Annotated in this window: 12 protein-coding genes; all 12 read right to left on the reverse strand. The window is 49.9% G+C overall.

Going from position 1 to position 12,615, the window contains the following annotated elements; genetic code table 11:
• Window positions 1-120: 120 nt before the first annotated feature.
• The 12 genes from XI25_RS00080 to XI25_RS00130 all read right to left on the reverse strand — a co-directional run bounded on the left by XI25_RS00080 (window position 121) and on the right by XI25_RS00130 (window position 12,434).
• A complete protein-coding gene (locus XI25_RS00080; protein WP_046676811.1) occupies window positions 121-1,674 on the reverse strand; it encodes an ABC-F family ATP-binding cassette domain-containing protein in 1,554 nt (517 codons plus the stop codon).
• Between the two features lie 190 nt (window positions 1,675-1,864).
• A complete protein-coding gene (locus XI25_RS00085; RefSeq protein WP_046676812.1) occupies window positions 1,865-2,857 on the reverse strand; it encodes a hypothetical protein in 993 nt (330 codons plus the stop codon).
• Entirely contained in the window at window positions 2,844-3,398 is a 555-nt protein-coding gene (locus XI25_RS00090) for a hypothetical protein (RefSeq protein WP_046676813.1), read from the reverse strand. Before XI25_RS00090 ends, XI25_RS00085 begins: the two co-directional genes overlap by 14 nt.
• Before the next feature lie 3 nt (window positions 3,399-3,401).
• On the reverse strand, window positions 3,402-3,797 hold the full coding sequence (locus tag XI25_RS00095; protein WP_046676814.1) for a hypothetical protein: 396 nt from the start codon (window positions 3,795-3,797) through the stop codon (window positions 3,402-3,404).
• Between the two features lie 23 nt (window positions 3,798-3,820).
• Complete coding sequence (locus XI25_RS00100) at window positions 3,821-4,279, reverse strand: hypothetical protein (protein ID WP_046676815.1); 459 nt, start codon at window positions 4,277-4,279, stop codon at window positions 3,821-3,823.
• A gap of 60 nt (window positions 4,280-4,339) precedes the next feature.
• A complete protein-coding gene (locus tag XI25_RS00105; RefSeq protein ID WP_235439583.1) occupies window positions 4,340-6,391 on the reverse strand; it encodes a hypothetical protein in 2,052 nt (683 codons plus the stop codon).
• The gene (locus XI25_RS00110) at window positions 6,388-8,274 is read right to left on the reverse strand and encodes an ATPase, T2SS/T4P/T4SS family (protein ID WP_046676816.1); all 1,887 of its coding nucleotides are present in this window, start codon (window positions 8,272-8,274) and stop codon (window positions 6,388-6,390) included. Before XI25_RS00110 ends, XI25_RS00105 begins: the two co-directional genes overlap by 4 nt.
• A complete protein-coding gene (locus tag XI25_RS33225) occupies window positions 8,275-9,117 on the reverse strand; it encodes a hypothetical protein (protein WP_046676817.1) in 843 nt (280 codons plus the stop codon). It lies immediately after the preceding gene.
• 1 nt (window position 9,118) lies between these two features.
• Window positions 9,119-9,826, reverse strand: coding sequence for a hypothetical protein (locus XI25_RS00120; RefSeq protein ID WP_046676818.1), 708 nt, complete (start codon window positions 9,824-9,826; stop codon window positions 9,119-9,121).
• A gap of 27 nt (window positions 9,827-9,853) precedes the next feature.
• Window positions 9,854-10,507: a hypothetical protein gene (locus XI25_RS33875; protein WP_235439584.1), complete on the reverse strand. Its 654-nt coding sequence runs from the start codon at window positions 10,505-10,507 to the stop codon at window positions 9,854-9,856.
• Window positions 10,395-10,934, reverse strand: coding sequence for an SAF domain-containing protein (locus XI25_RS33880; protein WP_052759385.1), 540 nt, complete (start codon window positions 10,932-10,934; stop codon window positions 10,395-10,397). Before XI25_RS33880 ends, XI25_RS33875 begins: the two co-directional genes overlap by 113 nt.
• A gap of 3 nt (window positions 10,935-10,937) precedes the next feature.
• Window positions 10,938-12,434, reverse strand: a complete 1,497-nt coding sequence (locus tag XI25_RS00130) for a serine/threonine protein kinase (protein ID WP_046676819.1) — start codon at window positions 12,432-12,434, stop codon at window positions 10,938-10,940.
• Between the last annotated feature and the right edge of the window lie 181 nt (window positions 12,435-12,615).

A 12,615-nucleotide genomic window follows, 5' to 3' on the forward strand; every position in this document is an offset into this window, starting at 1 on the left:
CTTCATCAGCAATATGTCCGGAATTAGTCTGCCTAAAATGAACGGCATCCATTCCTGCTGCCGGAAGTAGATCCGCTTTAAAACCAAAAAAGCCACTCACCGCGAGTGGCTCATCGGACTTTATTTAGACTGATGGGACCAGTCTTCCACGTTCCAAATCTTGGTTACCCAATCTTCGTAAAAATCCGGTTCATGGGAAACAAGCAGTACGGTCCCTTTATATTCTTTAAGGGCTCTCTTCAGTTCATCCTTGGCAGCGACATCCAGGTGGTTGGTAGGCTCGTCAAACAATATCCAATTGCTCTCCCGCATCAAAAGCTTGCACAGACGGACTTTGGCCTGTTCCCCACCGCTGAGCGCTTTCAGCGGTCGGGTGATATGTTCGTTTTTCAAACCGCAGCGGGCCAAATGAGCGCGAACTTCATGTTGGTTCAGGTGTGAAAATTCGTTCCATACATCATCGATGGGCGTTAGATTTCCTGCCCGAACCTCCTGCTCGAAGTAGGCCGGGTATAGAAAATCTCCTTGGTACGTCTTCCCGCTAATAGGCTGTATTTTACCCAAAATCGTTTTGAGAAGCGTTGATTTACCGACGCCGTTACAGCCGACGATCGCAATTTTTTCACCGCGTTCAATGGTGATCGACATTTTCGGAAGCAGCGGACGGTCGTACCCGATCTCGAAGTCAATGCCTTCAAAAACGGTTTTGCCGCTGGCCCGGGCTTCCATGAAATTAAACACCGGTTTGGCGGCTTCCTCAGGCCGGTCAATACGCTCAAGACGGTCCAGCTGCTTTTCGCGGCTTTTCGCACGTCCGGACGTGGAATAGCGGGCCTTGTTGCGCTGAATGAAATCTTCCTGCTTTTTAATGAATTCCTGCTGCTTTTCATAGGCGTCGATATGCTGGTTTTTGTTGATATCCGCCATCTCCAGGAATTTATCATAGTTCGCGGTATACCGGGTCAGCTTCGCGAATTCAAGGTGGTAGATCACATCGACGACCTTATTCATGAACTCGGTATCGTGTGAAATAAGAATAAACGCATACGGATACTCTTTCAAATACTGGGTTAGCCACTCGATATGCTCTACATCCAGATAGTTCGTAGGCTCGTCCAGAAGCAAAACATTCGGCTTTTCCAGCAGCAGCTTGGCAAGCAGCACTTTGGTCCGCTGCCCTCCGCTAAGCGTCGCAACGTCACGGTCCAGCCCGATCACGGACAACCCAAGACCGTTCGCCATTTCCTCCACCTTCACATCGATCATGTAAAAATCGCCAATCTCAAGCTGTTCTTGGATTTCTCCCATCTGCTCAAGCAAAAGCTCCAGCTCTTCGGGAGACGCATCCGCCATCTTTTCCGTAATGGACATCATTTCCTGTTCTAGCTCGAGCAGGGGCAAAAAAGCATCTTTCAGCACATCACGCACGGTTTTGCCGGGAGTAAGCTTGGTATGCTGGTCCAGATAACCGTAACGAACCTTAGGGGTCCATTCCACCTTGCCGCTGTCCTTCAGCAGCTGTCCCGTCAAAATATTCATGAGCGTGGATTTGCCGACCCCGTTGGCGCCGACCAGCCCCACATGCTCGCCGGCCAAAAGCCGGAAGGATACATTTTTAAATAGCACCCGATCGCCAAAATTATGCGAAACATTTTCTACGGTCAATAAACTCATAACTGCGGTAAACTCCTGTCTATATAAAATAAACTCATTCATATGAATGGAATGATTAGAGCGGGTATTTAATAAGCCGGTTCCCTAAACACTCACGATTTATTGCCGACTTTATAAAAATCTCTAATCGTGCAATCAAGAGTTTATTGTATCATAGACATCGGCATTGTCGAAACAGTAATTTTCGAGTTTACATGACGCCCGGGTTGTAACAGCTTTTCTCCCGGTAACCGGCTTCTGCCGCCTTTTTCGGACTATCAAAGACCTCATGCACCTCATAAGGAACCGAACAGGTACTGCGGTAAACATACTTCAGGCCGTCTGTCGGATCAACTACGCCGTAATAAACAGGATTCTTCACGAGCCTGCCGCCACCGAGCGCATAGTTGTTGTAATATCGGTCTCCCACCGGGATTCCTTGAATGAATGCCATCATTCCGATATCGTCAACCGTATTCACCCATTCCTCCTGACTGATGACGGGTAAGTCAAACCTGTAAGATATGCCGTTCCGGGCCGCAATTTCGTTGTGGCGCCCGATGTAATATGCAAGATCCTCCTGGACTGCATGTACGATCGTCAATCGCCTAACTTGCTCAAAGGTCTGTGATTGATTCAGCAGAGGTATGCCCGTAGTCCCGGCCAATTCGTGCTGCCAGCCGGCATGCCATGTCCCGCTCGACAGATGATACCCTTCCACTCGGCGATCCAATGTAAAGTGGATGCTGTTACCGTCGCCGTCAGCGTAGGCATATGGAACTTTTGGCGTCCAGGCATGTCTCCAGGATGGATTTCCTTCCGAATCCGTAAACGACTCCATCGCATAGATAAAATACCCGTCATAATCCATAACCGCGATGGCAGGAATATACCACCATAAAGCGGCTTGCGCCTGAGGATCGTCTTGGATTCCCATATTTAAATAGAGAGTTCTGGAGAAGGCGGCAAGAGCTTTTTCTTTGTCTGCACGAAATCTCTTGGATGATTCGTAACCCGCCTCCATCTCCTGCCTCTCATTTACGTTCAGCATCACGCCTCCGTCTTGAACCGCCGTTCTCAATCCGGCCGTATATTTCATTTCAATGTAACGAATATCCTGCATGTTCCCGGCATGCATGGACAAGATCATAAAGAACGGAAAAAACAATGCGGTAAATAAAACGGCAAGATCAGTAATCTTCATTCAGCACCATCCCGCCGTACGGAAAAACAACGCCGGACTTGTCCCCCGATCCCGAACCCGTCAGAGCCTCGCTGAACACCGAGTATGGAGTACGGTTCAGACGGTATGCCTTAACGTTAAAAAAATCGCCTGCAGCAAGCTTGTATCGCCTATCGGGATCATCCTTGGCCAGATCGGAAGGTGGAAACAGAATGCTCATGATGTCATCCGTATAAAATGAATCGAACACGACCGAAAAATGGTTTTGAAACGTTCCGGGATCTGCCGGATCGCCGTACTCCGGATGATACCTTTTATGCTGATGCTCCATCTCCACCTTGTAAAGGTTTCCGGTAACCTCCAGCTCTTGCAAAAAACCGTTATACATCTGCGGCGTTACATAGCCCTTCGTACGAACGCTGTCTACGAATTTCGTGACCGTTTGAAACACGACAATTCTCGAAAGATCATCCTGCCTGCGCGCACTCTCCCCTGCCGGAACGAAGTAGAGCAGCAGAACGGACAGCAACGCCGCAAACCACTTGGATAACGAATTGGACATGGCTTACCTCACTTTTGAAAACTGGATCCGCACGATTTCGCCTGAACTGCCGTAATGGTAACGCACGGCGTAATGGCTTGCCGCTTCAATGACGGACAAATCCCAACTTTCGGGATCGCCTCCCGGGGGGAAGCTTACACCGTCCACGGATAGGTCATACAGCTTCTTTTCTTCCCCCCGGAGCATGAACAAAATCTCACTCCCTCGAAAGGTAAGAGCGTCGCTATACCTTCCCGGGTTCACGGTGGATATCGAAATGCTTTGCTCCTGGCTCAACCCGTAGGCTGCCTCAATGGCTCCGTCAATGTCTGATTGCATTTGATATGAATACCAGCATGCCCCCATAAAGAGGACGGCAGCAACCGACAACTCCAGCATCGAAATAACTTGGTTTTTCATGGAACCGGCCCCTGGAAGATGCTTTATTGTTCAAAAATAATGCCTCGAATCACATTTGAGTTATCCTTCACAATCGTCGCCTTGAACTTGCCGCTGGGATTGACGTATTCCGGGCTTTTCTCATTCAGCGTTTCCGTGATCGACCCTTGACGCGAATCGGGATGCTCGACGGATCCGTCCGTTTTCAGCACATTGCCGTACCATTGGCCAGCAGGGTTTTTGCCCGTTTTGATCATGATTCCGAACTGATCCTTGTCTTTATATTTGCGGAGGGCATTGGTCACCTGGGAACCGCTGATGGTTGTCCCGTCATAAACCGTGAACGCGGCCTGGGAAAGCTCTGTCTGAATATCCGAAAAGTTGTTTTGGGCCGTCTTGGTAGCCTCCTGGGCGGAAATGAACAAAATGACGACAATGGTGATAAGGGCAATGGTCAGGAATATCCCTGCCGCCACCTTTAAAGCCGAAGATGCGTTATTCATAATCGTTTATCCTCCTCTTCCCGTAACCCGGGAACATATCATTACAATTTTTGAATCTGTTCATAATAATCGTTCATCTGCGTAAAACTCATCCCGATCAGCGGAATAACCAAATACAAAAAAAATGAGTGCGTACATCGGAGCAAATCCGATCATCCTTCCCCAGGCCGCTTTGGTGTCGATCATTCGCTCATATTCCTGCCTTCGCTGTTCAAAGACAAATGCCATTTCGCCTTCAAGATCGTCAAACACATCCTTGATCGGCACCTTGTCAACGGCAAGCAGCAGTTTATCCACCAATCGCTGGAAATCCGGGAACCATACATCCTCCTTTAATTCTTGCAGGGCAAGCTCGGCACCGTGCTCATAGTGCAAAAGGCTTTTCTGAATCGGCACTTTAAAAATGACCGCAAACCGATTCAGCCATTCCAGTATGCCTTCAACCGATATTCGGCCCATTCCGCGCAAAATGGAAATGACGGTCTGGAATTGATAGACCTCATGCTTCATCTCCAGCTTCCGGACCTTGCGGTTGAAGATCAACATCCACAATGGGAAATAATACCCTATAACAAAAGCTGCGAAAGCGCATATAACTTCCCACCATTTTAAATATTCAGCATTATATCGTTCCAGTTTGCGAACGATACGCTCCGCCGTTTCCTCAAGTTGATCCAGGGTCAGCTTTCCCTCCCAAAATTGCTTAACCGTTTCTTCAGCCTGTTCCGGCGACACCCCGGATGATCTGCCCAAATGGTTCATGACTTCCCGGTCAACGGCCGCTTTCTTAAACGCTTCCTTCTCCTGCAGGGCATTCATCTTACCGAAAAAGGATGTCTCGGAAACGGGCGAATACAGGAGTTGATGTTTCGCGTTAACATGCAAAAACAAACAGGTAACCATAACGCCAATGAACGCAAGCAGGCCTAAGCTCATCCGTCGTACATAGAACCACTCCAGCCGAAGGCGGGTATTGCTTTCCTTGAGCAGCCTTACCCGCCGCTCGTGTTTAGGCGTACCGGCTTTAGGCATCAGCATTGCAGCAAGCGAGTTCACGGGTTTATAACGCAGGAGCATGCTTTCCCAGGATTTTTTGTCATATCCGGCCCGGTAATCGGTTTCGCTGTTTTGCTGAAGTTTTTGCAGCAATGCATAGGCAACGAGGATGATGACGTAAATGGACAGCTTGGTAATAACGCCCAGCTTGCTCATGTAAAATTCATCCATGGCGGGAAAGCTGCCTCGTGCCCATCGTTCAATCGGTTTCGTAAAGAATACCGGGACCAGGGCAATAACGTTGAGTCCCTTCAATAAATAGTCCAGCTTGTCGCGCCTTAAAATTTCCAAATGAATCTCTTTGGTCAACCCGCTTAACCCCTGCAAAAAAATAGAGCTGCTTTTCTTGTCACGATCTCCAAATTCCATCACGAGGTGGGATATCCCGGCAAAAGCCTTGAGGAACCGGTTGGGTGCGGTTTCGTAATACCGTTCAAGCTCTTCCTCGGGATCTTGAGAGATCAGCGCCTGATAGATGCGGTGAGCATGCAGGGATATTTCATGCCCCGCAGTCTCGGCGGCCTCATAAATCGCTTCTTCCACCATTCCGTGCTGCTGATAATGATGTCTGACACCGGAAAAAAGCTCAAGGGATTGAACCAGCAGCCTTCGCTCCAAGCGGTTCATATAGATATCGATCAATAAATCGTGAATAACCACGGCAGACAATAGAGATATGAGTACAAACGCAATCCCAGGGTTAATCAAAATGAGCAGCAATCCGGTAATTCCGGCTGCACCGGCAACCATCAACGTTATTTTCATCGTTTCGTACCGGAGTGAAACTTCATCGAAAGGGTGTATGATCGAAATCCGCTTCCGCATCCTCTTCACATAAGCCGAAACCATCGGGAGTTTCATCGCGTTGATGTACGCCGTTTGGAAAAAATAACGGTATCTTTGCTTGAAGTGGGCAGATCTGTTGGCTTTGTGAGGCCTGGAAGATTCCACAAGCTCCTGGTTTCTGCGTTGAATCCACAGGAGAGCCCCGTATATAACCGCAAAAGCGAGCAAAGAGAACGCCAAAACGGAGATCAGAATATCTTTTGTGGTCACACTGTCACTCCCCAGCTTTCCCGGATAAAATTTCGGAACGAATCGATATCCTGCGGCAGCATCTGTTCTTCCATCTCTCGAATCGACCGTCTCGATAAGGGAGCCGTCGCTTCATAACCCCCGTTTCTGTATTCAACGACATTTCGGGAGGTATAACGATAGCGAACCGATTGGCGTGACCCGTCAGCGCTATGCTTGGTGTGGCTTTGACCAAACTCCGCCAGGGTTTCCGCTTCCTCCGGCATCGCTTCTCCGGAGAGCTCCCATTCGAACGGTATGCATTCCGTTATTCTTTCGATATATCGTTTCCCGTTATGATCCCTTCTCAGGTGGATATCGAAATTTATCACGCTGACCACTTGCTGCTCCGCAATATCCTCCTGCCGGAACATCCCGCTTTTTAGCAACGAATTCCTTAAAGACTGCACTAGATCGTTGAACGTCTTGGCATGATGCGTGAATACGGTGAACAAGCTGGCCACCTGCGACATTTGAATCATCCAGGATGCCACCTCGTCACTTGCCACTTCGCCCAAAATATTTACGGTTCCATCCGTTTTCTTCTGAAGATCAAGCCCCTCCTGTCCGCTGATAAACTCGGTTTCCCGAAAGCTCAGGATATTTCTTCGGCTGTAAATTTTTCGCAAGTGGAGCTCAAACGCCATCTCCTGAACCCGCAATGTATAGGAAGCATAGATATGCTTGACCATGGCCATCAGCAGCGTTGTTTTCCCTGATCCTTGGGCGCCTGTAATGGCCGTAATACGGCTTCCTTTCATCAAATACTGCAGCAGGCCGATCGGGATATGCGCACCATGGCCGGTGATCAGCTGATCCAGCAAAACGGCATCCACATCGAATTTCCGGACGAAAAAAGCCCACGATTCGGAAAACGGAGGCCGAACGACGACAACGCGCGAACCGTCTTTCATTTCGTTCACTTTATAACCGTTTGCTTCGGATAACTGTCCGGGGTGATTGTATTTGTAAATGTTCTGGCAGACCCTTTTCAACTCCCTTACATCCCCAAAGGACAAAAAAGCCATATGAATCGATATTCCTTTATAAAATATCCATATGCTTTCGCACTCCGAGGCGGGAGGTCCCGCAAAACCGGCGTAATAATCATTCTCTTTAAGGGTATCTTCTACGGCTTTATCTCCGAGCATCCCGCTAACGCCGCCGCTCACCCCGTCAATCCGCTGATCCCGAATCTCGTCAATGACAGAAAACCCCTTGTAATGCTGGTAAATTCGCTGAACCACAATATTCAGCTTGTCCTCCAAACTCAGTGGACGGATTTCATGGTCATATATGTAATCAATATCGTCGGCCGTGACGGCATAAACGGCATCCTCGCCATACTCCTCAAGAATTCTCGGCTGAGACAAATGATAAAGCTCCAACATCGTCGACAAGGCCTCATCCCCATACTCCTGCTGGTATAAATACAACAGGATCTCGAACTTGTCCTGGGGCGTAAGGGCTTCATGCCGATGAAACGGGATGGCATGGTTAAGATTCGACTCGTTTACCTGCAGGTTCTTTAGCAAAAGCTCCTTTAAAAAATCCTTAACGTACCGCTTGTCCAGGACATTGCCTGAGATGCATCCTTTAAGAGCCCGCCGCAGCTCGCTTCTTTTACTCAAGCGCCTGCGGTACTCTTCTTCATGAAGTCCAAGATCGGAAAGCTGGCTCCGGGTTATCTGATGGAGCGTATCCTTGACAAATGCGGTCATCGATTCAAGCGAATACTGGTCTGGCCCAGGTCTGGGAAGCGTGAGCTGTCTTTTCGTTCTCCTCCATCGCAGCGTTATATAAAGACCGGCCAGTATAAATATCAGAACCATGAACAAAGTGTTTTGGAACGTGCCGGTGAGCATTCAAGCCCCCCTTTCCGTAAAGCCCGAGGCTGCCGGCAATCCCAGGCGCTCAGCTGCCGCGAAAGCGATGTTTCTGACAGCTTGAACATATGGGGTAACGCGTCTTCTGTCTCCTCCTCCGCGCGCCCTCAGAATACAAGACTGGAGATTGCGCGAATTCCATGCGTTCGCAATTTCCGTGCAATAAGGCACACCCTCAAGCATTCCTTTCAATCCGAACCGCCGCTTCATATTTTGAAGCGTGCAGTGGCTGTTCCGGTCATATCTTCCGACAACATAACCGACCGTTTCTTCCCGAATATTCATCTCCGTTATTGCCTTCTGTTCGAAGCAACCTTCCAGCGATCTCAGATTTTGGGTGAGTCCGAACAATACCAACTTCGACGAACCAAGGAGCTTGCGGTCTGCCGCATTCGGGAACCCGTTTCCCGCATCCGCTACGATAACGTCGTAGGACCGGCTTGCCGTTCTTATAATTTGATCCAGTAAACGGCATCGTCGGTCATCCCCCATTGCCCAAGGATTCGGATGAGCGCTGAGAAGATCTAGCTTATCCGGAAGAAGAGGGATGGTGTAATCCCTAAGGTTATCGGGAGTCAGGCGTCCGCTGGCCGCCAGGCGCTCCAATGCGCTCATTCCCTCATCCTGAAAAGTCGCAATGGAATGATCAAGAGGCTCCTTTCTTAACGAATACGCCTGCTCCACTCTTTCGCCGGCTTTTCCTCCGTGCAACAAGAGGCACTTCACTTTAAACTCCGCCGCCAACACCACCGGCAAGCTTGCAGCCAATGCGGTGCTCCCGGTCCCTCCCGGCAGAGGGCTCCATACCGTAATTAAACTCATGTCACGCCCTTCTCCTTTCCGCCTGTTTCATCGCCCGCCTGATATGGCGCCTTTCCATTTCGGTCAGCCTTTGAATCAATTCCATAAGAGCCCGCTTGTACGTTCTGCCCAGCGGTTTTATCCGAAGCCTTCCGGCATGCTCATTCTCTATTTTCAATGCATACGACAATTCATCCCATGGAATCCGGATCGGCTCGTCAAGCCAACGCACCTGGGCCCTGCCCAGGTAACTGTCGATATAAGCATCGTCCGTCATGTCTTCGATCGCATTTAAATAAACGCGCTGAAACCCCGGGGGCTGAAGCCCTTCCCATCCTTCCGACAACCCTTTTAGCCACTGGTCGCCTTTCATGAGTCCTGTGAGTTCGAAGCTGCTTACCCATACCATTGCGTCCGCCCCTTGCCAGTCTTGAGGCTTCATAAAGGACTCCTTTTCCACATCGATGACGACCAAATCATAAGGAGCCTCTTCCGACCGGCCAAGCCTATCCATTAAAGCGGAGCAGTCTTCAAAACCGCATGCAACGTCAAATCCCGAAAACTCGGTGATATCCAAGCAAGGATCCAGCCTGCCTATGCAATGGGCATATTTCCGTTCACGGGCCGCATCGGCCAACAGTATACGTTTTCCATCCTGAGCTAAAATCTTACAGAGGTACAACAGCATATCGCTTTTATCGCAAATGCCTGCAAATATCCACGTCCTCAATTTCTTTGCCTCCTTTTGCCGGGCCGATTATGGGCTTGTAAAAATTGCCTCCGTTTCGATGTCCTGCTGATCGCTATCGCCTGCCGAGGCGGAATCCGAAACCGCCTTTCCGCCGCTAAAAATTTCCTCCGATTCAGCTGTCCGGTCATTCCGGATGCCATCCTCTGCCCGCTCCGTCTCCGGTTCATACGCAACCTCGCCGTTTTCACTTTCCTTTACAGGCCACGAATAAGAATCTTGTCTCGTCTGTTGATAGATCATATCGCCGGAGCCGGATGCCTGGATGGAACGCCCAGGATCCATCTTCTCGAGATCACGGTCCAAAGCGGTCCGAATCGAGGATTCGAGCTGCCTCTCAGCCTTATCGATAATGTTTGGATCCCTCTTGATCAATGCAATGACCTCCAGATTCGGCGGATAATTGGGCACCGCCTTTTTCTGCATTTGCGGTTCGACATAGGTAAGCGCATAAAGCGAAGCCTTATGAAGGTACGCATCAACCATCGCACTGGAGAGCAGCAGTATTTCCTGCTCGCTCAATGTTGTCCAGAAAGCCGGTGCCGACAGTTTATCGATCGCTTTTTTGGACAGAACTATATAATCCTGGCCTGTCGGGAACTGGATCCGTATATCCACGGTATCCTTCACTTTCAGGTTGCTCGGCAACCAAACGGATTTCATTTCCTTGTTTCTTAGATCGGGGGGGCGTGGCCTCCTCCTCGTACAGCATAGCCAGCGTGATCGGAGTCCCTTTTCTGAGCTCGATTTTCGTTCCCTTGCCTGTAAGCTGTTCCAGCTTCAACGGCATATTATCCGGTGATAGATCGGCGGGCAGGCGAACCTCCTGCAGATCCTTCCTGTCGAGGAAGTGACCGGCGGGGAGATCCTTAAGAGGAATCCAAGCCGTTTTCATCGTCCTTAACCGATCGAGCTGAGCGGCTTCCAAATCTTGAATTCTTTGCCGGTACTGCTGCCTTTCCTGAGCGAACTGTTTCACGTTCCCGTTTTGTACAACATAGAAACCTCCGGCCATCAACACACCCATGAGCCCGGCTCCCGCAAGACCGGCATACAGCAATTTTTTGCCGCGCCGACGTATGATTGGCATTTCTTATTCTCCTCTCCATGAAAACGGTTGAGCTTTCAGGAACCTGAATCTGCTTTTCCGCGGTTTCATCGGTAAATAATCCTCGTATATTTCGCGCATCGCCTGCTCGGATGCCACGGAAAGCTCGAAGGGATCGCATATCGGCGGAAGGGAAACCACCTTGCTGCCTCCAAGCGCTTTTCTCAAATTTTCGGCGGCGGCTGAGGCCGCAAGGGGCAAGACGTAAACTCGGCCGGGCTGCTCATGACTAGAAAGCATGCGGGTGAGCGTTATAACGTCATTCCGCCTCCATTCCGCCCCGGATCCGACAACGACCGGAACGTTCGCCCGTAAAAACTCCTCCAAGCGATCGCTGTCGCGATAAGACCCCAAATCCAAAACAACCGCATCATAACTGCCAGAGATCAATGAAATGACGTCGCTTCTGGCGGTCTGCCGCCAAAAATCGATACCGTTTATATTGAATTTTCGCAACGAGACGTTTGGACATCCTTCCGCAATCTCCTGGATGCGGATAAATGCAGATGATCGCGCGCCCATCTCCACAACCGCTACGCGATTGAACATTCCGGCCAGAAAATGCCCCATCATGATACAGCAATGCGTCGTTCCGAGACCCGGCGAAGTTCCCAAGACGGCCGTAACCAAAGTCCCTACTGCCGTATGCTTTATGCCGGTAGCCGCCTCTCTGGCCGGCAAGGGCATGCTCCCGTTTTCCAATGCGGTTTGAACCTCGTGGGCGGACTGGTACCGGTTTTCCGGCTTTTGCTGCAATAGCTTCCGGATCACGGAAGCAAAGCCTGCGGGCATGTCCTTTCGGATATGTCGCTCTACTCCGGGAATCCATTGGCTGAGGCGTCCGCCCGTGCCCAGATAAAGCATAAGCGCCCCAAGAGCGTACAAATCCGACCTCGCATCGCTTTGCCCGCCGCCATACTGCTCGGGGGCAGCAAATCCGACAGTCCCCAGATGAACCGTGTCCTCATTCTGTTCCTGTTTGTAACTGCGCGCGATGCCAAAATCGATGAGCCTGGCTTCCATATCCGTTGTAAGCATGATATTGGACGGCTTTAAATCCCGGAAAACAACGGGTGGAGTATGAGCATGAAGATAACTTAATACCTCCAGCAGCTGTTTGGCGAGACGGAGCATAAAGTCGGCTGACACTTGACCGCGGTAACCCCGGATATACTTTTCCAATGTCATGCCGTGAATATAGTCCATGACCAAATAGGTATAACCGCTTTCATCCGGTTTAAAAAAATCGACGATTCGCGGCAGTCGGGGATGGCTAAGCGTAATCAGCAGTTCCGCTTCGGCCTGCACGGCATGAAACATGCCATGTACGGATACCGTCTCCTTAATCGCCCATTTCTTTCCAGGCAGCTTTAAGTCTTCCGCTAAGTAAACACAGCTCATTCCCCCCTCGCCGATCTTCCGTTCGACGCGGTATCGGTCTCCGAGCAAAATTCCTGGCTCCAGCTTTGATCGATGCTTCATATTTCTCCCTCTTTCTTCGGTGAACGGCTCTTCTTAATGCAAACAAAAAAAAAAGAAAGCACCCTGCCGACCGTCCACGATATACCGTGGCGATCGCACAGGATGCTTTCCTGAAATAATGTTTGGTTAATTTTGGAATCATTATAAAACAAGGTGACTCGATTTGTAAAGCATTTTTTTG

This window comes from Paenibacillus sp. DMB20, from assembly GCF_000987955.1.
Taxonomy (GTDB): Bacteria; Bacillota; Bacilli; order Paenibacillales; family Paenibacillaceae; genus Paenibacillus_AQ.